This window comes from Pseudomonas sp. URIL14HWK12:I6 (assembly GCF_000514195.1).
GTDB classification, from domain to species: domain Bacteria; phylum Pseudomonadota; class Gammaproteobacteria; order Pseudomonadales; family Pseudomonadaceae; genus Aquipseudomonas; species Aquipseudomonas putida_A.
Genome location: NZ_AZVL01000006.1, coordinates 94771 through 120819 on the forward strand (window position 1 = coordinate 94771; position 26049 = coordinate 120819).

A 26049-nucleotide genomic window follows, 5' to 3' on the forward strand; every position below is an offset into this window, starting at 1 on the left:
TCAGCCTTCTGATACACCGCTTTCGCGAGCAAGCCCGCTCCCACAGGGGGATTTATGAAATTCGTTAGCTACACAAGTTTTATCTGAACCATACCTGCGCCCAATCGTCATCTAGAGTGACTACAGCGCGGGACTACATAAACGTCACGGAGAATCACACTATGAGCACCGAAAGTGCTTCGAGTCGGGGCCGTCTGTTACCGAGCCTGCTCGGCATTCTGCTTCTACTGATGGGCCTGGCCATGCTGGCCGGGGGAGTCAAGCTGAGCATGCTCGGCGGCTCGCTGTACTACCTGCTGGCCGGTATCGGCATTGCGCTGAGCGGCATTCTGTTGCTGCTGCGTCGTCGCGCAGCGCTGGGCCTGTACGCCATCGTGCTGTTCGCCAGCACGGTCTGGGCGTTGTGGGAAGTCGGTCTGGACTGGTGGCAACTGGTGCCGCGTCTGGCGCTGTGGTTCGTTCTCGGCATCGTGATGTTGCTGCCGTGGTTCCGTCGTCCGCTGCTGCTCAATGGCCCGGCGCCGATGGGCACAGGTGGCCTGACCGTGGCCGTGGTGCTTGCCGGTGTCACTGCCCTGGCCAGCCTGTTCACCCACCCGGGCGAAACCTTTGGCGAATTGGGCCGCGACACCGCGGACATGACCAGCACCGCACCGCAAATGCCTGATGGCGACTGGCAGGCCTATGGCCGCACCGAGTTCGGTGACCGCTACTCGCCACTCAAGCAGATCACTCCGGCCAACGTCGGCAAGCTGCAAGAAGCCTGGCGCATCCAGACCGGCGACCTGCCAACCGCAGATGACCCGGTCGAGTTGACCAACGAAAACACCCCGCTCAAAGCCAACGGCATGCTCTATGCCTGCACCGCGCACAGCAAAGTGCTGGCGCTGGATCCGGACACCGGCAAGGAACTGTGGCGCTTCGACCCGCAGATCAAGAGCCCGGTGGGCTTCAAGGGCTTTGCCCACATGACCTGCCGTGGCGTGTCGTACTACGACGAAGCCGCTTACGCGAAAGCTGATAACGCCGCCTCGGCCGTTATCTCCGAAGCCGGCAAAGCCGTTGCCCAGGCCTGCCCGCGTCGTCTGTACCTGCCAACCGCCGATGCACGCCTGATCGCACTGAACGCCGACACCGGCAAGATCTGCGAAGGCTTCGGCAAAAACGGCGTGGTCGACCTGACCCAAGGCATCGGCCCGTTCACCGCCGGTGGCTACTACTCCACCTCGCCAGCGGCGATTACCCGTGATCTGGTGATCATGGGCGGTCACGTCACCGACAACGAGTCGACCAACGAGCCATCGGGCGTAATCCGCGCCTTCGACGTGCGCGACGGTCACCTGGTGTGGAACTGGGACAGCGACAAGCCGGACGCCACCGAGCCATTGGCCCCAGGCGAAACCTACAGCCGCAACTCGGCCAACATGTGGTCGCTGGCCAGCGTCGACGAAAAACTCGGCATGGTTTACCTGCCACTGGGCAACCAGACTCCAGACCAGTGGGGCGCCGACCGCACTCCAGGCGCCGAGAAATTCAGCGCCGGCATCGTCGCCCTCGACCTGGCCACCGGTAAAGTGCGCTGGAACTACCAGTTCACCCACCACGACCTGTGGGACATGGACGTTGGCAGCCAGCCAACCCTGCTCGACATGAAAACCGCCGACGGCGTGAAACCGGCGCTGATCGCCCCGACCAAGCAGGGCAGTCTGTACGTCCTTGACCGTCGTGACGGCACGCCGATCATCCCGATCAAGGAAATCCCGGTACCGCAAGGCGCCGTGAAAGGCGACCACACCGCACCGACTCAGGCCCGTTCGGACCTCAACCTGCTGGCCCCGGAACTGACCGAAAAAGCCATGTGGGGCGCCAGCCCGTTCGACCAGATGCTGTGCCGCATCCAGTTCAAGGAACTGCGCTACGAAGGCCAATACACGCCTCCGTCGGAACAGGGCAGCCTGATCTATCCGGGTAACGTCGGCGTGTTCAACTGGGGCGGCGTCTCGGTCGACCCGGTTCGCCAGATGCTGTTCACCAGCCCGAACTACATGGCCTTCGTCTCGAAAATGGTGCCACGCGAGAAAGTCGCCGCCGGCAGCAAACGCGAGAGCGAAACCGCTGGCGTGCAGCCAAACACCGGCGCGCCTTACGCGGTGATCATGCACCCGTTCATGTCGCCACTGGGCGTACCGTGCCAGGCCCCGGCCTGGGGCTACGTTGCCGGTATCGACCTGACCACTGGCAAAGTCGTGTGGAAACGCAAAAACGGCACCAGCCGCGACAGCTCGCCAATCCCGATCGGCTTCACCCTGGGCGTGCCAAGCATGGGCGGTTCGATGGTCACTGCAGGCGGCGTCGGCTTCCTCAGCGGCACCCTCGACCAGTACCTGCGCGCTTACGACGTGAACTCCGGTAAAGAACTGTGGAAATCGCGTCTGCCTGCCGGCGGCCAAGCGACCCCGATGACCTACACCGGCAAGGACGGCAAGCAATACGTGCTGCTCGTTGTTGGCGGTCACGGCTCGCTGGGCACCAAGATGGGTGACTATGTGATTGCGTACAAACTGCCGGAATAAGTTTCAGCGGCGGTAAAGGAAAGGCGATGTTCCGTGAGGGACATCGCCTTTTTTGTGCCCATCGATGTTGAATTCACCCCAAACACTGTAGGAGTGAGCCTGCTCGCGATAGCGGTATTTCAGTCAATACTTTCGGTGACTGATTTACCGCTATCGCGAGCAGGCTCACTCCTACAAAGGAAGGTGTTCCTCCTACAGAAGCGCGTTGTGAGCGGGAGATTTCCGACAGGATGCGTCGGTTGTGCCTCGGAAGTTGGCTGGATAGGCTCTGGTGGTCGCTGGAAATTCAGCGGCCGGGCGTCGCGGCCTGATAACTGATGCATAATCGCCAACCTGACAGCACCTCGGATGCCTGTTAGTTGTGTCATGGCGGCTGTGCGCGGGATACCTTCTTTGGGGGTATGCCGATTCCTCAGTTATCGGTCCGCGAACCCGCGTACAGCTGCCACCTCAGATTGCGTCGCGGCAATTGAAGGTAGCTCCACTTCACCAACTGAGAATTCACCATGATCAAACCCACACCCAATCCCCCAGAAACCTCGCCCTACGAATCCCTCGATTCCAGAAAACTCCACGACGCCGCCGAACGCGCCCTCGACCACTACCTGAAACCCTCCGCCGCCGCGGTGAGATTCCACAAACCCAGCAGCATGTTCCAGGTCGCCCCGGACATGGACAACGAAAGCCTGCTGGTTCACGCCTGCGAATCACTGGCCCAAGCCAGCCTCATGACCAGCGACATCGCTGCGTACATCGACATCCCGCAGCGCCGGACGATACTGGCCATTCAGCAAATCATCATGCTCGCCGAACTGGCGGTGAATCGGGTGCTGGATAATGTGGAAATCACCCAATCTGCGGCACACAGCTGAGCCATAGTGGGAGCGAGCTTGCTCGCGAAAGCGTCAGCACATCCAACACTTGCGGTGACTGACACACCGCTTTCGCGAGCAAGCCCGCTCCCACAGTGGAATTGGTTGAGTCAGGTGGAGATTGGTCGGCTCGTAGGCCGCCATCGCTGGCAAGCCAGCTCCCACAGCTTTGATTTGTGCATGCCCCATGCGGCGCAGCCGCCCCACTCAAAACAATGAGCGCAAGCTCGAGTACCGCTCTTGATCTTGATCCACGGGCGACGTCGGAAGGCTGAGTGGAGGGATTGATCCGGGGGTGGGAGCGCAGCGACCGTTTGGCGCAGCCAAACACAGCGAGAGGAGGTGCAGCGAAGCAAACCGGAGGCGCTGCCCCACGGATCAGTCCCGCAGCGAAGGAACCCCGAGCCCCAGCGAGCGGGCCGAACGCAGGAGCAAGCCTTTTCGGTTACCTTTTCGGCGTCTGGAAAAGGTGACTCGCCGTAAGGGCGAAACCGCCAGCCGCCACACCCAAAAAAACGGATAAACACCCAAAACCCCATGAACATGGTCGGCCCAAAGGCCGCCAAGTCCAAAGCGTGACGCCTGTCAAAACCCTGAACGCACAAGCAGAAACACCGCCCCCCATTGAAACCACCCAAAGCCTGCCCCATCTAAGACCCATACCCCATTGCGCAGGTGCCCCATGAGCGACCAGCAAGAATTCCCGGACAACCCAGACGACTACACCGAAGCAGAACACATCGAACACACCTCATCCGGCAAAGGCCTGGCCCTGCCCGGCCAGAACCTGCCGGACAAGGTCTACGTCATCCCGATCCACAACCGCCCGTTCTTCCCGGCCCAAGTGCTGCCGGTCATCGTCAACGAAGAACCCTGGGCCGAAACCCTCGATCTGGTGAGCAAATCCGACCACCACTCCCTGGCCCTGTTCTTCATGGACACGCCCCAGGAAGACCCGCGCCACTTCAACACCGGCGCCCTCCCCGAATACGGCACCCTGGTCAAAGTCCACCACGCCAGCCGCGAAAACGGCAAACTGCAGTTCGTCGCCCAGGGCCTGAGCCGCGTGCGCATCAAGACCTGGCTCAAACACCACCGCCCGCCGTACCTGGTGGAAGTCGAATACCCGCACCAGCCGACCGAGCCGACCGACGAGGTCAAGGCCTACGGCATGGCGCTGATCAACGCGATCAAGGAACTGCTGCCGCTCAATCCGCTGTACAGCGAAGAGCTGAAGAACTACCTAAACCGCTTCAGCCCCAACGATCCGTCGCCGCTGACCGACTTCGCCGCCGCCCTCACTTCGGCGACAGGTAATGAACTGCAAGAAGTGCTCGACTGCGTACCGATGCTCAAGCGCATGGAAAAAGTCCTGCCGATGCTGCGCAAGGAAGTCGAAGTTGCGCGCCTGCAGAAAGAGATCTCCGCCGAAGTGAACCGCAAGATCGGCGAGCACCAACGCGAGTTCTTCCTCAAAGAACAGCTCAAGGTGATCCAGCAGGAACTCGGCCTGACCAAGGACGACCGCAGCGCCGACCTTGAACAGTTCGAACAACGCTTGGAAGGCAAAGTGCTGCCGGCACAGGTGCAGAAACGCCTCGAAGAGGAAATGAACAAACTGTCGATCCTCGAAACCGGCTCGCCAGAGTACGCGGTCACCCGCAACTACCTTGACTGGGCGACCTCGGTGCCGTGGGGCGTGTACGGCGAGGACAAACTCGATCTCAAGTACGCGCGCAAGGTACTCGACAAACACCACGCCGGCCTCGACGACATCAAGGATCGCATCCTCGAATTCCTCGCGGTCGGTGCCTACAAAGGCGAGATCAGCGGCTCGATCGTGCTGCTGGTCGGCCCGCCGGGCGTGGGTAAAACCAGCGTCGGCAAATCCATCGCCGAATCCCTCGGCCGACCGTTCTACCGCTTCAGCCTCGGCGGCATGCGTGACGAAGCCGAGATCAAGGGCCACCGCCGCACCTACATCGGCGCGCAGCCGGGCAAACTGGTGCAGGCGCTGAAAGACGTCGAAGTGATGAACCCGGTGATCATGCTCGACGAGATCGACAAGATGGGCCAGAGCTACCAGGGCGACCCGGCCTCGGCGCTGTTGGAAACCCTCGATCCGGAACAGAACGTCGAATTCCTCGACCACTACCTCGACCTGCGCATGGACCTGTCGAAAGTCCTGTTCGTGTGCACCGCCAACACCCTGGATTCGATTCCCGGGCCGTTGCTGGACCGCATGGAAGTGATTCGCCTGTCGGGCTACATCACCGAAGAAAAAGTCGCCATCGCCAAGCGCCACCTGTGGCCGAAACTGCTGGAAAAGGCTGGCGTGTCCAAGGGCAGCCTGAGCATCAGCGACAGCGCGCTCAAAGCCTTGATCGACGGTTACGCCCGTGAGGCCGGGGTGCGCCAGCTGGAAAAACAGATGGGCAAACTGGTGCGCAAGGCGGTGATGAAGCTGATCGACGACCCGAAAGCGGTGATCAAGCTTGGCCCGAAAGACCTCGAAGCCTCGCTGGGCCATCCGGTGTTCCGCAATGAACAAGTGCTGTCGGGCACCGGTGTGATCACCGGTCTGGCCTGGACCAGCATGGGCGGCGCGACCCTGCCGATCGAAGCCACGCGGATTCACACGCTTAACCGGGGGTTCAAACTCACCGGACAACTGGGCGATGTAATGAAAGAGTCGGCGGAGATCGCCTACAGCTACGTCAGCTCGCACCTGAAACAGTTTGGCGGCGATGCGAAATTCTTCGATGAAGCCTTCGTCCACCTGCACGTACCCGAAGGTGCCACACCGAAAGACGGCCCGAGCGCCGGCGTGACCATGGCCAGCGCCCTGCTCTCGCTCGCCCGCAATCAGCCGCCGAAAAAAGGCGTGGCGATGACCGGCGAACTGACGCTGACCGGGCATGTGCTGCCGATTGGCGGAGTGCGTGAGAAGGTGATCGCGGCGCGGCGGCAGAAGATCTTCGAACTGATCCTGCCGGAGCCGAACCGGGGCAACTTCGAGGAGTTGCCGGATTATCTGAAGGAAGGCATTACCGTGCACTTTGCCAAGCGCTTTGCGGATGTAGCGAAAGTTCTGTTCTGATTCAGACATTGGTCGTTATCAATCAAACAACGATAACGACCAATACTTCTTCGCATAGCCGAGCACTTCTTAATTGCCAAGCGATATAAAAAACTGACATTTCTGACAGTCCCGAAGTTTTCTATCTTGAATAAGCTCTACCTTGTTTCTCCCCCCAGGTTAGACACAGGAGCTTCAAGATGAATAATTCAAAAGATGCAAGGGCGTTTGCTCGCGGTATTTTGACAGCCTACATTCCAGAGGACGTCAACTTCTCGACCGATAAACTAATCATAAGTACTCATAAAGAAACCCTAGCCCTGGAAGGAATCTACCACCGTACTGACCAACCGAACTTTTCAAGAAACGTCAGGGTTTTCCTGACAAAAAAAGACCAGAAGTATCCGGACAATGGCTGGCATAACTTTCCTGCAGAAAATATCAGAGTCGGATATGACGGAAATTTTAACGCCGATTTTTTTAGGACCATTCCGGGAGAAGGCGTTATTTTTCTCAACCTTGACCCTGCCACCCATTGCTACTCCTATGCTATGGATATAAGTTTCACAAAAGAGGGCAGTAACGAAAGTTTTCATGTTATCTGCTCATCTACAATGATCCATCAATAATCTGCTGCTGATCAAAATCAGCATTTTTGCATCGGCCGACGCTACGTTGCCGGATTATCTGAAGGAAGGCATTACCGTGCACTTCGCCAAGCGCTTTGCGGATGTGGCGAAAGTGTTGTTCTGACAGTTATCCAGAGCCTGACACGCCGCCTTCGCGAGCAAGCCCGCTCCCACAGGGTTCTGTAGTGAACACAGCATTTGTGGTCACCACACAACTACTATGGGAGCGGGCTTGCTCGCGAAGGTGTCTGTGGCAACACCACAGAACCGCCTGACCGTCACACTTTGTCTCATCTTCAGTTATGCTCGCCGTTCGTCGTCAACGCCGGAGCCACTGAGCCTATGTCCGCCACTCGTCTGTTTGTCCCTCTCGCCCTCTCTTTGCTGGCCGCCTGCGCCACGCAGCCAAAACAGAACGTGACCGTGGAAAACCAGAGCGAATGCCCCGTGCAGTTGACCAGCGGACAAAACCTGATCGTGATGCTGCCGAGCAACCCGACCACGGGCTATCGCTGGGCAATTCAGGATTCCGCCGGCGGCGTGCTACATGCACTCAGCCCTGAGGTTTACAGCAGTCCGAAAGATTCCGGCATGGTCGGCGCGGGCGGTTTTTCCACCTGGCGCTTCCAGGCCTTTGCCACCGGCAACGGCCGCCTGCGCCTGACCTCGCAGCAGCCCTGGGAACCGGAAGTTGAACCGGCAGAAACCTTCGACTGCGCCATTTCGGTGAACTGATCGTGGGCTGGCTGATTCTGGCGCTGATGGGCGCGGTGACGTTTCTCTACGGTGTGAGCACGCATGCGGCATTGCTCTGCCTGCTGGTCAAACCGTTACCGGTGCTGGCGCTGCTCGGCTGGCTGCACGATGCGCCACCCAGCGACTATCGACGCTGGATCAGTCTGGGGCTGATTTTCTCTGTGCTCGGTGACGTGTTGCTGGCGTGGCCGGGGGATTTGTTTGTGTTTGGCCTGGGGGCGTTTCTGGTGGCGCATCTGGCGTATCTCAAGGCTTACCTCAGCGATTGCAAGCGTTTGGCGCTCTTGCCGCTGGTGCTCGCGCTCGGCGTCGGCGCGGTGCTGCTGGGGATTTTGATTTCCAGTGGCCTCGGGCCGTTGCTAGTGCCAGTGCTCGTCTATGGCACCGCGATCAGCGCCATGCTCTGGCGCGCCCTCGCCCGCCTCGGCACCGATGTGCCCAAGCGTTCGGCGCTGCTGGCGGCGGCGGGTGCGCTGGCGTTCGTGTTCTCCGACAGTGTGATCGGCATTGATCGCTTCGTATCGCCATTTCATGCTGCGCCCTACGTGATCATCCTTAGCTACTGGCTGGGCCAGTGGGGGATTGCCGCTTCGGCGTTTTCCGTGAAACACCGCTAATTTTGTAGTGAGGGGATTTATCCCCGATGGGCTGCGCAGCGGCCCTGAAACCGGTCAATCAGGTATGTCAGACAGACCGCAGGCACAGATCTTGGGGCTGCTTCGCAGCCCATCGGGGATAAATCCCCTCGCCACGTCGGACAACCCAAGCATCCCGACGCCACTTTGGCTAAAATGCCGGCCTTTTCATCAACACCGCCGGAACCGCCGTGAGCAAAGAACCCGATCGCATTTTCGCCCAGCCGATGGCCCAGGTGCCTGACTTCGCCTTCAACGAGGACGTGGTGCGGGTGTTCCCGGACATGATCAAGCGCTCGGTGCCGGGTTACCCGACCATCGTCGAAAACCTCGGCGTACTCGCGGCGCAATTCGCTCAACCGAACAGCGTGCTTTACGACCTCGGCGCTTCGCTCGGCGCCGTGACTCAGGCCCTGCGCCGTCACGTGCGCACCGACGGTTGCCGGGTGATCGCGGTGGATAACTCGGCGGCGATGGTCGAACGCTGCCGTGAATACCTCAACGGTCAGGATTCGATGTTCCAGGAGCTGCTCCCGGTCGAGGTGATCGAAGGCGACATTCTCGCGCTCGAATTCAAACCGGCCTCGGTGGTGGCGCTGAACTTCACCCTGCAATTCATCGCCCCGGAGCAGCGCACCGCGTTGCTCTCGCGTATTCGTCAGTCGCTGCTGCCCGGCGGCGCGCTGATTCTGTCGGAGAAACTGCGCTTCAACGATGCGCAAGAGCACGCGCTGCTCACCGACCTGCACGTCGCGTTCAAACGCGCCAACGGCTACAGCGAACTGGAAATTGCCCAGAAGCGCAGCGCCATCGAAAACGTCATGAAGCCCGACAGCCTCGAAGAACACCGCGAACGCCTGTTGGCCGCCGGGTTCTCGAAAGTCGTGCCGTGGTTCCAGTGTCTTAACTTTGCCTCGTTGATTGCCTTGCCATGATTGATCTGTCCCCCCTCGCCCGCCGTCTGGCCGGCACCCCGCTGGCCGACTGGGCCAACACCCTGCAAGGGCAACTCGACAAGAAAATGGAGAAAGGTCACGGCGATCTGGAGCGCTGGCAGAGCGCGCTGGACGCATTGCCGAAACTCCAGCCGACTGAAGTCGATCTGCTCAACGGCCTAAAACTCGACACCGACTGCGACGACGAAACCCGCGCACAAATGCGCACCGCGCTGATGGGCCTTTCGCCGTGGCGCAAGGGGCCGTTCGACCTGTTCGGCGTGCACGTCGACACCGAATGGCGCTCGGACTGGAAGTGGTCGCGGGTCGCCCCGCACCTGGACCTGAAGGGCAAACGCATCCTCGACGTCGGTTGCGGCAACGGCTACTACATGTGGCGCATGCTCGGCGCCGGTGCCGACAGCGTGATCGGCGTCGATCCGAACTGGCTGTTCTTCTGCCAGTTCCAGGCCGTGCAGCGTTATCTGTCCGAGCCGAATGCCTGGCACCTGCCGTTCCCGTTCGAAGACCTGCCGCCGAACCTCGAAGGCTTCGATACGGTGTTCTCGATGGGCGTGTTCTACCACCGTCGTTCGCCGATCGAGCATTTGCTGGCGCTGAAGGATTGCCTGGTCAAGGGCGGTGAGCTGGTGCTGGAAACGCTGGTGGTTGAAGGCGACAAGCATCAAGTGCTGGTGCCGGAAGATCGCTACGCACAGATGCGCAACGTGTGGTTCCTGCCATCGGTACCGGCGCTGGAGTTGTGGCTGCGTCGGGCAGGTTTCACCGATGTGAAATGCGTGGACGTCAGCACCACCACCGTTGAAGAACAACGCGGTACCGAGTGGATGAAGTATCAATCGTTGAGCGACTTCCTTGATCCCGAGGATCACAGCAAGACCATCGAAGGGCTGCCGGCGCCGATGCGCGCGGTGATTGTCGCGAAGAAATAACCCGATCTCCCCTACACGGGAGATCCCCCCTGTGGGAGCGGGCTTGCTCGCGAAAGCGGTGTGTCAGGCGATTAAAATGTTGCCTGATACACCGCTTTCGCGAGCAAGCCCGCTCCCACATTGGGGGGTTGTGTTTATTCAGATGGTTTTGCGCGACGGGCTCTGAAGAATTCGGTCAGCACTGCTCCACATTCTTCGGCCAGCACCCCACCTTCATACAACACCCGGTGATTCAAAAAGCCCTGGGTAAAGAACTGGCCCTGACTCTGCACAATCCCGGCCTTCGGCTCCAGCGCGCCATACACCACCCGCGCAATGCGTGAATGCACGATCAGCCCGGCGCACATGCTGCACGGTTCCAGCGTCACGTACAGCGTGCTGCCGGGCAGGCGATAGTTGTTGATGGCCTGGGCAGCAGCGCGGATCGCGACCATTTCCGCGTGGGCACTCGGGTCGCTGGTGGTGATCGGGCAATTGTAGCCACGCCCGATGATTTCGCCGTTCTGCACCAGCACCGCGCCCACCGGCACTTCGCCGAGGGCTGCGCCTTGGGCGGCGAGGTCCAGGGCTTCGCGCATGAAATCGCGGTCACGGCTGCGGTCGATGATCGCGGCGGGGCGAATCTGGCGCATCACTTCACCTCGATGGCGGCCATCAGGCCGGTTTCCATGTGGTCGATCACGTGGCAATGGAACATCCATACCCCCGGGTTATCCGCCACCAGCGCCACTTGCGCACGCTCGTTCTTGCCCAGCAGATACGTGTCGGTGAAGTACGGAGTGATCTTGTGCCGGTTCGACGCAATCACCTTGAAGCTCATGCCGTGCAGGTGGATCGGGTGCTGGTACTGGGTCATGTTCTTCAGTTCGAAGATGTAGCTCTGGCCCAGCTTCAGGCTGGCAATCGGCCGGTCGGCGCAGGTCTTGTCCGTGATGTCCCAGGCCTTGCCGTTGATCTGCCACAGGCTCGGTGGCTTGCCGTTGTCGACATTCACCGACACCGAACCGACCCATTCGAAATTGAAGTTGAGTTTCTCGGCATTCGCCAGATCCGGCTCGGCCACCGGGTTGGCAGGCAAGGCTTTCGGCCACTCGGTCGGCGCATCGTTATTGGCCACCGAGCGCAAGGTTCCCAGTCGCACCGGGCCGTTGCGCAGCGACAACTCTTCTCCGGCCGGCGGCGCCTTGATCGCCAGGCAAATGCGCATGCCGGGGCCCAGCCAGTATTCCTTGCCCAAGGGGCGCGGCTCGACCGGGTTGCCGTCCAGCGCATAGATCTGCGCTTCGACGCCGGGGATGTTGATGCGATACGTCAGGGTGTTGTCGAGATTGAGCAAACGCACGCGGGTGATCTGCCCGGCCGGCAACTCGATCACCGGCGTTGGCACGCCGTTGATGGTCGACAAGCGCCCCGCCGTACCGCCACGCGCCGCTTCACGGGGAATGCTGAACTCGACGAAATTGCCTTGCTCGTCGATGTGCCAGTTCTTCAGGCTCAGGGTCTTTTCGTACTTGAAACCGGTGGGCTCGCGCTCTTCGACAATCAACGGCCCGACCAGCCCGCGCCCCAGCTCCTCGCTGCTGCTGACGTGCGGGTGATACCAGTAGCTGCCGGCGTCCGGCACGCGGAATTTGTAATCGAAATATTCACCGGGCAGCACCGGCAATTGCGAGACGTACGGCACGCCGTCCATCTCCAGCGGCAGACGGATGCCGTGCCAGTGAATGGTGGTCGCCACCGGCAGGTGGTTGATGAAGCGCACCCGCAGCCACTCGCCCTGACGCACACGCAATTCAGTGCCCGGCGCCGATGGGCCGAACGCCCATGCCTCGGTCTTGTGCCCCGGCACCAGCTCAACGTCCAGTGGCGCCGCGATCAGCTCGTAGTCGTGGCCCGCGTCAGCATCGGCCATCTTGCCCAGCCAGTAGCGCGACGCGCCTCCCGCTCCGACACCAACGACAACAAGACCGGCCAGGCCACCGAGGATTTGGCGACGGGTAAAGGACATGAACTCAACTACCTCACGTATCTGCGTCGGGCACCGGGCCCGCAAAAGGCAAATACGATACACCTGCAATTGCGAAACAGTAAGGGCAGCGCGGCGGATGGACGCAGTTGCGCCTCGCGCGTACACGATTTCGATCGATCAAGTGACATAACTATGTAGTGCACATGCATCGAACAGCCGGGCCATCCTGTGCCACCCGTTTCTCAAGGAAAGAGAGCCCAAACACATGCCCAACCCGATGCCCAACGCCGCCGACAAGGCCGCGCTCAAGGCGATTGCCGCCACCGTCATCCAGACCTGCCCGAGCCTGCAGGACGCTGCTCGACAGGTCGCCAGCGACTTGTTGATCAAATACCAGATCCACGGTCTGGATCCGGATCAAGTGTATTTCCACCGCTTCGACGCCTCGCAAAGCAGTTCGAAAGCCTTCACCGGCTGGGAGCATGTGCACGCCACGCCCACTTCAAGCATGACCCTGACCCAGTTGGTGATTCACCGCTTCCGCGTCACCGATCAGGACAACGCCGACCTGCTCGACGTCTATGGCGGTTTCTATACTGCCGGTCCCGATGCCCGCACCTTCGATGAACGTAATGAAGTGCGCCTGCACGGCAACGATGTGCTCAAGGACTTCTGGAGCATCGACTTCAGCGCACTGTACGACGCTCAACTGAACGCTTTCTGGAATACCAGCGGCAGCGACTTTCGTACCCTGGCCAAGTGCAATTTCCTGATCAAAGCGCTACAGGCGCGGGACAAACGTCAGCTGAGTGGCGAGGATTTCCAGTTCGTCACGCAAGCGGCGATCGGCCCGCTGACGTGGCCAGTCAGCCTGCCATTGCTGCAGACCAGCCACCCTTGCCCGGACAGTGTGCGCACGCTGGACATTGCCGGTTACGCCGCTACCAACGTCCTACGTTTCGTCATGCCCCAGGGTCGGCAGATCCTCTACCTGCCCGGCGACAGCGATGCATTCCATGTACTGGAAAGCGCCACCGACCTGCACTTCTGGATCCTGCAGCGGATGAACACACCTGCGGCGCGCGAGACATTCCTTGCGCATTTCTCGCTGGCCGACCGGCAGCAGATCAACGCCAACCTCGGTGACCTGATGAATCGCCTGGTGGCGACGTGGGGCCGCTACGACCATTCGCTGATCAATCAGGACAACCGCGCGGTCAGTGGCGACGCCTTCACCTGGCTGAGTGACTCGACCCGCGCGGCGATGTTTGCAGAAGCCAGCCTGTCCCTGACCTCCAACGGTGACCTGCGCAAGAAGCTGTGGATCGGCTACCTCAGCGCCGGGGTCAAGGTGTTCGGGCCAATGGCCGTGGTCGGCTGGCCAATCGCATTGCCAGTGATCGGCGCCAGCATTGCCAACATGGGGCTGAACATCGATCAGGCAGTCAATGGCAAAACCGCCGCCGAGCGCAAGGCCGGGATTGTCGGTGCGGTGCTCAGCGGCATCGACATGCTGTTCAACCTGCTGGTACTCAAAGGCCCGGGTTCGCTGACCGAGGTCGGCCCCGAAGTGGATGCCGCCGAGGCAGCGGAGATGGCCGACCTGACTGATAAAGTCGGGACGCCGATGGGTGGGCCTCAGCCGTCGATTGCCACGCCCCTGATTGAAGACACCCCGCGACCGGTCATTCCGCCGAGCTGGCAAGCCAATGAGTTGCTCGACGGCGTTACGCCGGTGAGCGAACCCGGAAAATTCCAGGGCATTTATCTGCTCGATTCGAACCCGTCGACCGCCATCATGATGGACGACACCGCCTATTACGTCCGCTACGAAGCCGATATCAACGGCAGCGGACACTGGGCGGTCATCGATCCTGAGCACCCCCACGGCTTTACTCGCTCGATCCCGGTACGCCTGAACCCTGAGGGTGAATGGGAAGCCATGCCTCGCGCAGGACTCAGCGGCGGCGGCAAGTCTTCGGGTCTGGCCGGTTCAAGCAGCCGCAGCACCGTGGCCGCCCTGCCCGCCTCGCAATACGACGTACCTGCCCCACTCAAGGCGCACCTTGAAGAAGGCGCGGCCGGGCTGAATGACGAGGCCTTGCGCGATTTCTACGACAGCCTGAACGAGTTCGATGCCTACCGCGACTTCAAGGTCATCCGCAAACGCCTGTATCACGATGCACTGGATTTTTTCAGCACGCTGCGTCTGCCCGATCGTCCTCCGGTGCCCGCCCTGGCGGCAGACGCGACCGCCGAAGAAATTATCGAGAAAATCCTCGAGCATGCCCGGGGCCTAGTGCTCGGCGAGAGCCACACGGCCATCGGCAGCAAGCAATGGCTGATCGAGAACATGCCATTGCTCGCCAGCAAACAGGTGAAGAGCCTGTACATGGAGCACCTGCTGACCGACTTCCATCAAGCCGCGCTGGATGAATTCTTCCGCACCGGCAACATGCCGCAAAAACTCGAGGCCTATCTCAAGGCACTCGACGTCGGCAACATGACCGATCCGCTGGAGCGCTACACGTTCCTGGAACTGGTCAAGGAAGCCAGAAAGCAGGGGATCCATGTACAAGCCATCGATTGCATGGCGAGTTACCGACTCAATGGCATGGACTTGCCTGCGGGCAACAACACCGCGCGGCAGAAAATGATGAATTACTTCGCGCGTCTGATGATTCGTGCCGATCAGTCCGCACGCGGCGCGCACAAATGGGTAGCGCTGATGGGCAACTCTCACTCCAACACTTTTGATGGGGTTGCCGGCGTCAGCGAACTGGAAGAGGCGATCGGCATTCGCGTCGAGGATGTCGCCGAAGGGACTTCACGGGGCATTGAAGTCGATCCCGGAAGAATCCTGCCCTTGGGCGGTACGGCGCACGATCGTTCCGCGCTGGTCAGAGGCGACTTGCGCCTGCAAATCGAAACACCCTGGACCGCGCACACCATGACCGAATTCGAAACCTTGTTACCTCGCCATGGCATGTACTCCCTGAAGCAACAACCCAATCTGACGTTCATCGTGCACCGCAGTCGTTCGCGAGAACTGGTGCGGACCGTCATCGAAACCGACGGCAAACGCTTCTACATTGAACGCCCCGGCTGGCCTTCGGTGAGCGGTAAACGCTACCCGAGCATGAAAGCGCTGCTGCAAGCTCTGGATGACATGGGCATGCAACTGGGTGGCTGGTCAAAACCGCTGTAACGCAAAAACAGAAAAGCCGTGTGAAACGGATTTCACACGGCTTTTCGGTTACAGCGATCAAGCCTTTACGGCTTGCTCGGCATTATTCCCACTCAATGGTCGCCGGCGGCTTGCTCGACACGTCGTAAGTGACGCGCGAAATGCCTTCGATTTCATTGATGATGCGGCCGGAGACGGTTTCCAGCAGTTCGTAAGGCAGGTGTGCCCAACGTGCGGTCATGAAGTCGATGGTTTCCACGGCACGCAGGGCCACGACCCAGGCGTAACGACGGCCGTCGCCGACCACGCCAACCGATTTCACTGGCTGGAACACCACGAAGGCCTGGCTGACTTTGTGGTACCAGTCGGCTTTGCGCAGTTCTTCGATGAAGATATGGTCGGCGCGACGCAGCAGGTCGGCGTATTCCTTCTTCACTTCACCGAGGATGCGCACGCCCAGACCCGGGCCCGGGAACGGGTGACGGTAGACCATGTCGTACGGCAGGCCCAGTTCCAGACCCAGACGACGGACTTCGTCCTTGAACAGTTCGCGCAGTGGCTCGACCAGTTTCAGGTTCATCTCTTCCGGCAGGCCGCCCACGTTGTGGTGCGACTTGATCACGTGCGCCTTGCCGCTTTTCGCGCCAGCCGACTCGATCACGTCCGGGTAGATGGTGCCCTGTGCCAGGTACTTGATGTTGTCCAGCTTGCAGGATTCGGCATCGAACACGTCGATGAAGGTACGGCCGATGATCTTGCGCTTCTTCTCTGGATCGGCTTCGCCGGCCAGGTTGTTCAGGAACTGGTCTTCCGCGTTGGCGCGGATCACCTTGACGCCCATGTTCTCGGCGAACATGGCCATCACTTGCTCGCCTTCGTGCAGACGCAGCAGGCCGTTGTCGACGAAGACGCAGGTCAGTTGATCGCCGATGGCTTTGTGCAGCAGCGCCGCAACCACCGAGGAGTCAACGCCGCCGGACAGACCCAGCAGCACGTTGTCGGTGCCGACCTGTGCGCGGATGTTGGCGATGGCGTCTTCAGCGATCTTCGACGGAGTCCACAGGGCTTCACAGCCGCAGATGTCGAGCACGAAGCGCGAGAGGATGCGACCGCCCTGCTTGGTGTGGGTCACTTCCGGGTGGAACTGCACGCCGTAGTAAGCGCGCTCGTCGTTGAACATGCCGGCGATCGGGCAGCTTGGGGTGCTGGCGAGGATGTGGAAGTCTTCCGGCATCTTGGTGACCTTGTCACCGTGGCTCATCCACACGTCGAGACCGAACAGGCCGTCGGCGTCGATGTGGTCCTCGATGCCGTCGAGCAGACGGCTCTTGCCGACTACGTCAACGCGAGCGTAACCGAACTCACGCAGCTCGGAACCTTCAACCTTGCCGCCCAGTTGCTCGGCCATGGTCTGCATGCCGTAGCAGATACCGAAGACCGGCACGCCCAGATCGAAGACTGCCTGTGGGCAGCGCGGGCTGTTGGCTTCGTGCACGGACTCGGGGCCGCCGGCGAGGATGACGCCTTTAGGTGCGAATTCGCGGATCGCCTCTTCGTCCATGTCGAACGGGTGCAGCTCGCAATACACACCGATCTCGCGCACGCGGCGGGCAATCAGTTGGGTGTATTGCGAACCGAAGTCGAGGATCAGGATGCGGTGAGCGTGAATGTCGAGGGCCATGATTCAGTCTCGTCTAAGTAATTCAGAAACAGTCGTGATTCAGAAACAACTCGGGGCTGAATAAAACAGCCCCGGTTGCTTAACGATTTGCTTGAAGCATCAACCTACGCGGTAGTTTGGCGCTTCTTTGGTGATCTGCACGTCGTGAACGTGGGATTCGGCCATACCGGCACCGGTGATCCGCACGAACTCAGGCTTGGTGCGCATTTCTTCGATGTTGGCGCTGCCGGTGTAACCCATCGAGGAACGCAGACCGCCCATCAACTGGTGGATGATCGCCGTCAGGGTGCCTTTGTACGGCACACGGCCTTCGATCCCTTCCGGAACGAGCTTCTCGGCGCCTGCCGAGGAGTCCTGGAAGTAACGGTCGGAAGAACCTTGCGCCTGAGACATGGCGCCCAGCGAACCCATGCCGCGATAAGCCTTGTACGAACGGCCCTGGAACAGTTCGATCTCGCCCGGCGCTTCTTCAGTACCGGCGAACATCGAACCCATCATCACGCAGGACGCCCCAGCGACGATGGCCTTGGACAGGTCACCGGAGAACCGGATGCCGCCGTCGGCGATCAACGGCACGCCAGTGCCTTCAAGGGCAGCGGCGACGTTGGCGATGGCACTGATTTGCGGCACGCCGACACCGGCGACGATACGGGTGGTGCAGATCGAGCCAGGGCCGATACCGACCTTGACCGCATCGGCACCCGCTTCGGCCAGCGCCTTGGCGGCTGCGCCGGTGGCGATGTTGCCGCCGATCACCTGCACTTCAGGGAAATTCTCTTTGACCCAGCGAACGCGGTCGATCACGCCCTTGGAGTGACCGTGTGCGGTGTCGACCACCACCACGTCCACACCGGCGTTGACCAGCGCGGCAACGCGGTCACCGGTGTCTTTACCGGTACCGACGGCAGCGCCAACGCGCAGACGACCTTGATCGTCCTTGCTGGCCAGCGGGTAGGCTTTGGCTTTTTCGATGTCTTTGACGGTCATCATGCCTTTGAGGGCAAACTTGTCGTCGACGATCAGGACTTTTTCCAGGCGGTGCTTGTGCAGCAGCTCGCGGACTTCGTTCTTGTCAGCGCCTTCACGCACGGTGACCAGACGCTCTTTAGGCGTCATCACTTCACGTACGGTGGCTTCCAGACGGGTTTCGAAGCGGACGTCACGGGAAGTGACGATGCCGACCAGGTCGCCATCGTGCAGCACCGGAACGCCGGAAATGTTGTGCATGCGGGTCAGTTCGAACAGGTCACGCACCGTGGCATCAGCCTCGATGGTGATCGGATCTTTCACGACGCCGGCTTCGAACTTCTTGACCTTACGCACTTCGGCAGCTTGCTGCTCGATGGTCATGTTCTTGTGGATGATACCGATACCACCTTCCTGAGCCATGGCGATTGCCAGACGGGCTTCAGTAACGGTGTCCATGGCGGCAGAAACCAGAGGAATATTCAGCTCGATGCCACGGGTAAGGCGGGTCTTGAGACTGACTTCGTTAGGAAGCACCTCGGAATAACCAGGCACTAGGAGAATGTCGTCGAATGTCAGAGCTTCTTGGCTGATACGCAGCATCGCGGGGGCTCCCGAGCGGGAAAATGGAAGCGCGCCATTATAGTCAGACACCCCCTGCTGTTCAATGTAAAACTCAGCTTAATATCAATGTTGCTGATATACGGAGCCCCCCGCCGCTACAGCTCCACCTTGACCCAAGAGACAGGTTGATCGAGCCAATCGGCGAACTCATCGATAAAGCTCTGCTTGAACCCGGCTTCCAGCCAGTTGTTGAAGATGAAGCCGAGGTTGGAAAACGCACATTCCTGCAAGAACAGAAAGCCGTTGATGTCGTCTTCATGCCCGCATTCCGGGCAGGTGAAGTTGTCGGTGCGGCCTGGAAACCAGTCTTCCAGGCTTTCGAACAGCGCTTCGCCAACTTCGCGGCGGCACTCGGCGCACCCGGCTTCTTCGAGAAAGCCCTTGGCCGGCGTGTAGATGCAGCGCTTGACGATGATCTCCAGGCCGTTGATCGGCTCACCGAAGGGCAGCGCTTCGGGGTGCAGCACCACCGCACGCGCGCCGTCGGCAATCGCATGGGCCATGCGATTGCCGGTGCGGCCGCAAGTGGTCAGCTGTTCTTCGATGATGTTCTTGCGCACCAGCCAGCGCACGATCGCCCGCGCCCGGGGTTCGTGGACCGGCAGGGTGGAGATTTTCGGGACGATGATGCTTTGCGAATTCATGGAAAGTCCTGCGGTATGGCTTCTGACGCCTTCGCGAGCAAGCCCGCTCCCACAGGGATATGCATTCCAATGTGGGAGCGGGCTTGCCCGCGAAGGGGCCCTAAAGGCCGGCAGCTTAATCCCTGACGAAATCCGGTCAAGTGCTCACGCCATACTAATAATGTAGCGTCCGATCAACGCAATCCCGCTCGCCAGCACCAGCCAGGTCACCAATCGCACAAACGCCTCGCGCGACAACTTCATGGTCAAACGCCGCCCGATCCACAGGCCCAGCACCATGGCCGGCAACAGACACAGCGCCAACATCAACAAGGGTAGCTCGGCATACACCCCGGCGATGGCGAACAGACTCAAACGCACCACCGTGCTACAACTGATCAGCGCACTTTGCGTAGCCCGCGCCGCGTCCTTGGGCAGGCGGCTGTTGAGATAGATCGCATATAGAAAGCCGCCACTGCCAAACAGCGCGCCAAACAGCCCGCCTACCGTGCCCATCGGTAGCGCCCATGCGGCAGACAACTGCGTCGGCCGGGTTTTCACCCACAGGCTGTAAACCGCATAAGTGCTGATGAATAACCCCATCAACAGCAGCAACAGGTCGGATTTGAGGTTGAGCAGGAAAATCACCCCCAACGTGCACCCCACCGCCATGCACGGCAGCAGCCGCAACAATTCGGGTTTCGCCACATCCCGGCGCGAGGGCAGCAGATTGCCGAACGCCGCGACAAAATCCAGCAGCACCAGCAGCGGCACGATTTTCGACAGCGGCATGAACAGAATCAGAATCGGCCCCGCGACCAGTGCGGTACCGAACCCGGCAATCCCGAACACGATATAGGCCAGTGCGATTCCCAGTCCGATCACCACCCAGCCGCCCGCGCCCCACGTCCACTCGCTCAACAACCCCGCCACGCTCATCGGTCTACTTCCTTTATAAGCCTGTGATGACTTTAGCCAGCACCAAGCCTTGCGACTAATATGTTCAAAGCCACTCACCCATCTCGAAAAGGCATACCTTATGCTTTCAACCCGTCAACTGCGCTACTTCGTGGAAATCGCCGAATGCGGCAGTTTCAGCGCCGCGGCTGAACGCCTGTTCATCGCGCAATCAGCGCTGAGCCGGCAGATCAAGGACATGGAAACCCGCCTGCAAACCCCGCTGTTCGAACGCACCGCACGCCAGCCCCGGCTCACGGCGGCGGGTGAGGCATTTCTGCCCCGGGCCAGAAACCTGCTCAACGAGCTAAGCAAGGCCAGCGCGATGGCGACCGAAGTTGGTAACGGACAACTGGGCACGCTGCGTCTGAGTCATTCCAGCACCGTGTCGATCAACGGGCATTTATTACGTCGGATCAGCACTTATCTGAATCAGCAGCAGGGCGTGTCGCTGGACATCGGCAAGTTGTCCTCCGAGGCGCAGCTTGAGGAACTCGCGGAAGGACGCCTGGACATTGGTCTGTTGCGCCTGCCGGTGTTGCGTCAGCGTGAAGGTATTCAGGTGGTGCCATTGTTCACCGAACGCTTGCTTCTGGCGGTGCCGAACGATCATCGCCTGGCCGATTCAGCCGCTGTCGAATTGGCGCAACTGAAGGACGAGCCGTTTATCTCGATCCCGCATCCGCAGCGTGGCGGGCTCAGCTATTTGTGTACCGACCTGTGTATGCGTCAGGGCTTTTTTCCCAAAGCGGCGCGGGTGATGTCGCGCAAGACCACGCAGTTGCAGCTGGTCAAGGCTGGATTCGGCATCGCCCTGCTGCCCGAATCAATGCAGGACATCGCCCCCGGCGGCGTACGATTCTTACCGCTGAGTGATCCCGATTGCCAAAGCACCGTCGCCCTCGCCTATCGGCAACCCCCCACGTCACTGGTGCAACACTTCATCAATATGTTCACAAAACCCTGTGGGAGCGGGCTTGCTCGCGAAAGCGGCGTGTCAGTCGAAACTTGATTTGCCTGCCACACCGCTTTCGCGAGCAAGCCCGCTCCCACAAGGGGTTTTGTGCTGGGTCATGGTGATCGGTAGGCGAATGCCTTTAAACTGCGCCCCATGATTAAAGATCCCTTTGCAAGACTTGGCCTGGACCGTGAAGTCCTGACCGTCAGCCAGCTCAACGGCCGCGCGCGGGTGTTGCTCGAAGACGTGTTCAGCAACATCTGGGTCGAAGGCGAAATCTCCAACCTCGCCCGCCCGGCGTCCGGCCACGTGTATTTCACCCTCAAGGACAGCGGGGCGCAGGTGCGTTGCGCGCTGTTCCGCAATAATGCGGCGCGGGTGCGTCAGGCGCTGAAGGACGGTCTGGCCGTGAAGGTGCGCGGCAAGGTCTCGCTGTTCGAAGGCCGTGGCGACTATCAGCTGATTCTCGATACCGTGGAGCCGGCCGGTGACGGCGCGCTGCGCCTGGCCTTCGATGCACTGAAGGAAAAGCTCAGCGCCGAAGGTCTGTTCAGTGCCGAACGCAAAGTGCCGTTGCCGGCGCATCCGCAACGCATCGGCATCATCAGTTCACCGACCGGCGCGGTGATTCGCGACATCATCAGCGTGTTCCGCCGCCGGGCGCCGCAGGTGCAACTGACGCTGATCCCGACTGCCGTGCAGGGCCGTGAAGCCACCGCGCAAATCGTCCGCGCCCTGAAACTGGCCGACGCCCGTGGTTTCGACGCGCTGATCCTCGCCCGTGGCGGTGGTTCGCTGGAAGACCTCTGGTGCTTCAACGAAGAAGCCGTGGCCCGCGCGGTCGATGCCTGCGTGACGCCGATTGTCAGCGCCGTCGGGCATGAAACCGACGTGTCGATCAGTGACTTCGTGGCTGACGTGCGCGCCCCAACGCCCTCCGCTGCGGCGGAGCTGCTGGCCCCGGATTCGAGTCACCTGATCCGTCAGGTCGAAAGCCTGCACCGGCGTCTGGTGATGCGCATGCGCGACCGGCTAATGCGCGATCGTCTGCGCCTGGAAGGCATGGCCCGCCGCCTGCGCCACCCCGGCGAACGCCTGCGTCAGCAAGCACAACGCCTGGATGACCTGGACATGCGTATGCGCCGGGCTTTCGAACGCCAACTGAATACCCGCCGCGAGCGCCTGATCCGTCTGGAAACCCGCCTCGCCGGGCAACACCCGGGACGCCAACTGGCGATGCTGCGCCAGCGCCTCGACAGCCTCGCCGAACGCCTGCCGCGAGCCATGCGCGAAGGCCTGAAAAGCCGTCGCCTGCAACTGCACAGCCAGATGCAGACGCTGCATGTGGTCAGTCCGCTGGCGACCCTCGGCCGTGGCTACAGCATTCTGCTCGATGAGCGCGGGCACGCCATTCGCAACGCCGCGCAGACCCACACCGGCCAACGCCTGAAAGCCAAGCTGGGCGAAGGCGAACTGCAAGTGCGCGTCGAGGACAACCACCTGACGCCTGTTACCCTTTCTTTACTGGACTGATCCATGCCGCGTTTTTTTGCTCCGTTATTGTTGCTGTGCCTGACCTCCTTCAACGCCCACGCCGACAGCTACATCACCCGCTTGCTGAACAAACCGGTGCCGGGCGGCGTCGCGGTGGTCGATCTGGGCAGCGCCGCGCAGGCACCAAAAGCCACCTATCAGGGCAAACCGGTGCTGGTGGTGAAAGAACAGAACAACTGGTTGGCGATTGTCGGTGTGCCGCTGACGGTCAAACCCGGCAGCCAGCAGATCAGCAGCGGCGGACGCAATCTGCCGTTCACCGTCGGCAACAAGAAATACCCGGAACAGCACATCACCCTGAAGAACACTCAGCAGGTCAATCCGAACCCGGCCAACCTCAAGCGCATCGAGGGTGAACTGGCCGAGCAGATCAAGGCCTACCGCAGCTTCAGTCCGAATACCCCGAGCAACCTGCTGCTGGACAAACCGGTCAACGGGCCGCTGTCGAGCAAGTTCGGTGTGCGCCGTTTCTTCAATGGCGAAGAGCGCAACCCCCATGCCGGCCTCGACTTTGCGGTGCCGGCCGGCACGCCGATCAAAACCCCGGCAGCGGGCAAAGTGATTCTGACCGGCAACTATTTCTTCAATGGCAACACGGTGTTTGTCGATCACGGCCAGGGCTTTATCAGCATGTTCTGCCACATGTCGAAAATCGACGTGAAGGTCGGCGATCAACTGGCCCGTGGCGCGGTGGTTGGCAAGGTCGGCTCGACTGGCCGGGCGACCGGGCCGCACATGCACTGGAACATCAGCCTGAACGATGCGCGGGTGGATCCGGCGATTTTCATTGGTGCGTTCCAACCGTAATTCCTGATTGAGGCTACCGGCCCCTTCGGGAGCAAGCCCCCTCCCACACTGGATTTGTGTTGTGAACACGATCAACTGTGGGAGCGGGCTTGCTCGCGAAGGCGGCCCATCCCACACCGCAAATACTGCTCACACCCCACCAGTTTCAATTGCGCCCCAATCCAACCCCGCGCAAACATCAATAAGATCATCCGCCTGAAGCACAATAAAATCGCGCAAATCCGCGCTTTTCGAGTATTCCTCTCAATTTTTTTCGACTGCTTGCCATCCTCTCCCCTCGCGGTTAGGGTTGAAGGCATGAAAACCTCTCACACCCTTATTCAGCTTCGCCAGCACCGTAGTTTGTGCCTCGTCAGCGCACGACTGCCGGGCTGAATCGCTGCGCCTCGTCCCAAGCGTTTTCCCGAACATTCGTTCCACCGGCAGGCCGCCTCTTTTCGGCCCAGACAATAAGGAATTTCCCGATGAGCATGCTCAAAGACCCGTCTTCGAAATACCGCGCGTTCCCCGTCATCAATCTGCCGGATCGCACCTGGCCGTCGAAAACCATCGACGCCGCGCCGATCTGGTGCAGCTCCGACCTGCGTGACGGCAACCAGTCGCTGATCGAGCCGATGGACGCGGTGAAGAAGCTGCGCTTCTGGAAAACCCTCGTTCAGGTGGGTGTGAAGGAAATCGAAGCCTCGTTCCCGGCCGCTTCGCAAACCGACTTCGACTTCGTGCGTACCCTGATCGAAGAAGGTCACATCCCGGACGACACCACCATTCAGGTGCTGACCCAGGGCCGTGAAGACTTGATCGAGCGCACCTTCGAATCCCTGCGCGGGGCGAAGAAAGCCATCGTTCACCTGTACAACGCCACCTCGCCTTCCTTCCGTCGCATCGTCTTCAACCAGGACAAGGACGGCATCAAGGCCATCGCGGTCAACGCCGCCAAGCTGTTCGTCAAATACGCGGCGATGCAGCCGGACACCGAGTGGACTTTCGAATACTCCCCGGAAACCTTCAGCGCCACCGAGCTGGAGTTCGCCAAGGAAGTCTGTGACGCAGTGATTGAGGTCTGGAACCCGACGCCTGAGCACAAGATGATCCTCAACCTGCCGGCCACCGTTGAATGCGCAACGCCGAACGTCTACGCCGACCAGATCGAATGGTTCGGCCGCAACATCAACCGTCGTGACAGCGTGATCATCAGCCTGCACACCCACAACGACCGTGGCACCGGCGTCGCCGCTACCGAGCTGGGCCTGATGGCCGGCGCGGATCGCGTCGAAGGCTGCCTGTTCGGCAACGGCGAGCGTACCGGTAACGTTGACCTCGTCACTGTGGCACTGAACATGTACACCCAGGGCGTCGACCCTGAGCTGGACTTCTCCGACATCGACGGCGTGCGCAAAGTCGTAGAAGAGTGCAACCAGATTCAGGTGCACCCGCGTCACCCGTACGTCGGCGACCTGGTCCACACCGCATTCTCCGGCTCGCACCAGGACGCGATCCGCAAGGGCTTCGCCCAGCAGAAACCGGACACCCTGTGGGAAGTCCCGTACTTGCCGATCGACCCGGCCGACATTGGCCGCAGCTACGAGGCGGTGATTCGTGTGAACAGCCAGTCGGGCAAGGGCGGTATCGCCTACTTGCTGGAGCAGGAATACGGCATCAGCCTGCCGCGTCGCATGCAGATCGAGTTCAGCCAGGTGGTGCAGCGTGAAACCGATCGCCTCGGCCTGGAAATGACCGCCAAGCAGATCCACTCGTTGTTGATCAGCGAATACCTGCAAGCCAACACCCCGTACGCGCTGGTCAGCCATCGCCTGCAGGAAGAAAACGGTAACAGCGCCGTCGAAGTGGAAGTGGCAAGCAAGGGTCAGGGCGAAACCAACCTGCACTGGCGCGGCAAGGGCAACGGTGCGCTGGAAGCACTGGTGGCCGGCCTGCCGATTCCGGTGGAGATCATGGACTACAACGAACACGCGATCGGCGCGGGCACCAACGCCAAGGCCGCCGCGTACATCGAGCTGCGCGTGAATGGCGAACGTGCGGTGCACGGCGTGGGTATCGATGAAAACATCACCACCGCCAGCTTCAAGGCGCTGTTCAGTGCGCTGAACCGCTCGTTGAGCCAGCCTGAGGCGAAAGCGGCTTAAGCCTTCGCTGACATGCAAAAGGCCCCGAAATGTAAGTTCCGGGGCCTTTTTTTTGCCTGATGCTTTTTTACTGACTTTTATGGCCCCTTCGCGAGCAGGCTCGCTCCCACATTTGGAATGCATTTCCCTGTGGGAGCGAGCCTGCTC

Annotated in this window: 19 protein-coding genes; 13 read left to right on the forward strand and 6 right to left on the reverse strand. The window is 60.5% G+C overall.

Going from position 1 to position 26049, the window contains the following annotated elements; all coding sequences use genetic code 11:
* The first annotated feature begins 161 nt into the window (after positions 1-161).
* The 8 genes from H043_RS0112195 (at position 162) to cmoB (ending at position 10432) form a co-directional block, all read left to right on the forward strand.
* A complete protein-coding gene (locus H043_RS0112195) occupies positions 162-2573 on the forward strand; it encodes a glucose/quinate/shikimate family membrane-bound PQQ-dependent dehydrogenase (protein ID WP_027612111.1) in 2412 nt (803 codons plus the stop codon).
* 506 nt (positions 2574-3079) lie between these two features.
* Positions 3080-3445: a DUF6124 family protein gene (locus tag H043_RS0112200; RefSeq protein ID WP_027612112.1), complete on the forward strand. Its 366-nt coding sequence runs from the start codon at positions 3080-3082 to the stop codon at positions 3443-3445.
* Positions 3446-4127: 682 nt separating this feature from the next.
* Positions 4128-6545, forward strand: a complete 2418-nt coding sequence (gene lon, locus H043_RS0112205) for an endopeptidase La (protein ID WP_027612113.1) — start codon at positions 4128-4130, stop codon at positions 6543-6545.
* Between the two features lie 179 nt (positions 6546-6724).
* Positions 6725-7153 carry a hypothetical protein gene (locus H043_RS0112210; RefSeq protein ID WP_027612114.1) on the forward strand — a complete coding sequence of 143 codons (429 nt, stop codon included), beginning with the start codon at positions 6725-6727 and terminating at the stop codon, positions 7151-7153.
* A gap of 342 nt (positions 7154-7495) precedes the next feature.
* Positions 7496-7888: a protease inhibitor I42 family protein gene (locus H043_RS0112215; protein ID WP_027612115.1), complete on the forward strand. Its 393-nt coding sequence runs from the start codon at positions 7496-7498 to the stop codon at positions 7886-7888.
* A 2-nt stretch (positions 7889-7890) separates the two neighbouring features.
* On the forward strand, positions 7891-8526 hold the full coding sequence (locus H043_RS0112220) for a lysoplasmalogenase (protein ID WP_027612116.1): 636 nt from the start codon (positions 7891-7893) through the stop codon (positions 8524-8526).
* A gap of 245 nt (positions 8527-8771) precedes the next feature.
* Positions 8772-9479, forward strand: a complete 708-nt coding sequence (cmoA, locus tag H043_RS0112225) for a carboxy-S-adenosyl-L-methionine synthase CmoA (protein WP_208101786.1) — start codon at positions 8772-8774, stop codon at positions 9477-9479.
* A complete protein-coding gene (gene cmoB, locus H043_RS0112230; protein WP_027612118.1) occupies positions 9476-10432 on the forward strand; it encodes a tRNA 5-methoxyuridine(34)/uridine 5-oxyacetic acid(34) synthase CmoB in 957 nt (318 codons plus the stop codon). The genes cmoA and cmoB overlap by 4 nt, the downstream gene beginning before the upstream one ends.
* 134 nt (positions 10433-10566) lie before the next feature.
* On the opposite strand, the gene tadA is transcribed toward cmoB, so the two are convergent.
* Both tadA and H043_RS0112240 read right to left on the reverse strand, forming a co-directional pair.
* The gene (gene tadA, locus H043_RS0112235; RefSeq protein WP_027612119.1) at positions 10567-11064 is read right to left on the reverse strand and encodes a tRNA adenosine(34) deaminase TadA; all 498 of its coding nucleotides are present in this window, start codon (positions 11062-11064) and stop codon (positions 10567-10569) included.
* Positions 11064-12440: a multicopper oxidase family protein gene (locus H043_RS0112240; RefSeq protein ID WP_027612120.1), complete on the reverse strand. Its 1377-nt coding sequence runs from the start codon at positions 12438-12440 to the stop codon at positions 11064-11066. Before H043_RS0112240 ends, tadA begins: the two co-directional genes overlap by 1 nt.
* Before the next feature lie 226 nt (positions 12441-12666).
* Between H043_RS0112240 and H043_RS0112245 the strand changes: the two genes are divergently transcribed.
* Positions 12667-15609 carry a membrane-targeted effector domain-containing toxin gene (locus H043_RS0112245; protein ID WP_027612121.1) on the forward strand — a complete coding sequence of 981 codons (2943 nt, stop codon included), beginning with the start codon at positions 12667-12669 and terminating at the stop codon, positions 15607-15609.
* A gap of 82 nt (positions 15610-15691) precedes the next feature.
* Here H043_RS0112245 and guaA read toward each other — a convergent pair whose 3' ends face one another.
* The 4 genes from guaA to H043_RS0112265 form a co-directional block, all read right to left on the reverse strand.
* Positions 15692-17269, reverse strand: coding sequence for a glutamine-hydrolyzing GMP synthase (gene guaA / locus H043_RS0112250; RefSeq protein WP_027612122.1), 1578 nt, complete (start codon positions 17267-17269; stop codon positions 15692-15694).
* Positions 17270-17368: 99 nt separating this feature from the next.
* Complete coding sequence (gene guaB, locus H043_RS0112255; RefSeq protein ID WP_027612123.1) at positions 17369-18838, reverse strand: IMP dehydrogenase; 1470 nt, start codon at positions 18836-18838, stop codon at positions 17369-17371.
* A 116-nt stretch (positions 18839-18954) separates the two neighbouring features.
* Positions 18955-19503: a hypothetical protein gene (locus H043_RS0112260; RefSeq protein WP_027612124.1), complete on the reverse strand. Its 549-nt coding sequence runs from the start codon at positions 19501-19503 to the stop codon at positions 18955-18957.
* Between the two features lie 144 nt (positions 19504-19647).
* A complete protein-coding gene (locus tag H043_RS0112265) occupies positions 19648-20421 on the reverse strand; it encodes a sulfite exporter TauE/SafE family protein (protein ID WP_027612125.1) in 774 nt (257 codons plus the stop codon).
* 100 nt (positions 20422-20521) lie between these two features.
* Between H043_RS0112265 and H043_RS0112270 the strand changes: the two genes are divergently transcribed.
* The 4 genes from H043_RS0112270 (at position 20522) to leuA (ending at position 25902) form a co-directional block, all read left to right on the forward strand.
* The gene (locus tag H043_RS0112270) at positions 20522-21451 is read left to right on the forward strand and encodes a LysR family transcriptional regulator (protein ID WP_027612126.1); all 930 of its coding nucleotides are present in this window, start codon (positions 20522-20524) and stop codon (positions 21449-21451) included.
* 99 nt (positions 21452-21550) lie between these two features.
* Entirely contained in the window at positions 21551-22930 is a 1380-nt protein-coding gene (gene xseA, locus H043_RS0112275; protein WP_027612127.1) for an exodeoxyribonuclease VII large subunit, read from the forward strand.
* Positions 22931-22933: 3 nt separating this feature from the next.
* Positions 22934-23758, forward strand: a complete 825-nt coding sequence (locus tag H043_RS0112280; RefSeq protein WP_027612128.1) for a peptidoglycan DD-metalloendopeptidase family protein — start codon at positions 22934-22936, stop codon at positions 23756-23758.
* Between the two features lie 464 nt (positions 23759-24222).
* Entirely contained in the window at positions 24223-25902 is a 1680-nt protein-coding gene (leuA, locus tag H043_RS0112285; RefSeq protein WP_027612129.1) for a 2-isopropylmalate synthase, read from the forward strand.
* Positions 25903-26049: the final 147 nt, after the last annotated feature.

Bases quoted from the DNA above. Each gene is read 5' to 3' on its own strand.
- H043_RS0112195 (WP_027612111.1), top strand. From the start codon at position 162: ATGAGCACCGAAAGTGCTTCGAGTCGGGGCCGTCTGTTACCGAGCCTG.
- H043_RS0112200 (WP_027612112.1), top strand. From the start codon at position 3,080: ATGATCAAACCCACACCCAATCCCCCAGAAACCTCGCCCTACGAATCC.
- lon (WP_027612113.1), top strand. From the start codon at position 4,128: ATGAGCGACCAGCAAGAATTCCCGGACAACCCAGACGACTACACCGAA.
- H043_RS0112210 (WP_027612114.1), top strand. From the start codon at position 6,725: ATGAATAATTCAAAAGATGCAAGGGCGTTTGCTCGCGGTATTTTGACA.
- H043_RS0112215 (WP_027612115.1), top strand. From the start codon at position 7,496: ATGTCCGCCACTCGTCTGTTTGTCCCTCTCGCCCTCTCTTTGCTGGCC.
- cmoA (WP_208101786.1), top strand. From the start codon at position 8,772: ATGGCCCAGGTGCCTGACTTCGCCTTCAACGAGGACGTGGTGCGGGTG.
- cmoB (WP_027612118.1), top strand. From the start codon at position 9,476: ATGATTGATCTGTCCCCCCTCGCCCGCCGTCTGGCCGGCACCCCGCTG.
- tadA (WP_027612119.1), bottom strand. From the start codon at position 11,064: ATGCGCCAGATTCGCCCCGCCGCGATCATCGACCGCAGCCGTGACCGC.
- H043_RS0112240 (WP_027612120.1), bottom strand. From the start codon at position 12,440: ATGTCCTTTACCCGTCGCCAAATCCTCGGTGGCCTGGCCGGTCTTGTT.
- H043_RS0112245 (WP_027612121.1), top strand. From the start codon at position 12,667: ATGCCCAACCCGATGCCCAACGCCGCCGACAAGGCCGCGCTCAAGGCG.
- guaA (WP_027612122.1), bottom strand. From the start codon at position 17,269: ATGGCCCTCGACATTCACGCTCACCGCATCCTGATCCTCGACTTCGGT.
- guaB (WP_027612123.1), bottom strand. From the start codon at position 18,838: ATGCTGCGTATCAGCCAAGAAGCTCTGACATTCGACGACATTCTCCTA.
- H043_RS0112260 (WP_027612124.1), bottom strand. From the start codon at position 19,503: ATGAATTCGCAAAGCATCATCGTCCCGAAAATCTCCACCCTGCCGGTC.
- H043_RS0112265 (WP_027612125.1), bottom strand. From the start codon at position 20,421: ATGAGCGTGGCGGGGTTGTTGAGCGAGTGGACGTGGGGCGCGGGCGGC.
- H043_RS0112270 (WP_027612126.1), top strand. From the start codon at position 20,522: ATGCTTTCAACCCGTCAACTGCGCTACTTCGTGGAAATCGCCGAATGC.
- xseA (WP_027612127.1), top strand. From the start codon at position 21,551: ATGATTAAAGATCCCTTTGCAAGACTTGGCCTGGACCGTGAAGTCCTG.
- H043_RS0112280 (WP_027612128.1), top strand. From the start codon at position 22,934: ATGCCGCGTTTTTTTGCTCCGTTATTGTTGCTGTGCCTGACCTCCTTC.
- leuA (WP_027612129.1), top strand. From the start codon at position 24,223: ATGAGCATGCTCAAAGACCCGTCTTCGAAATACCGCGCGTTCCCCGTC.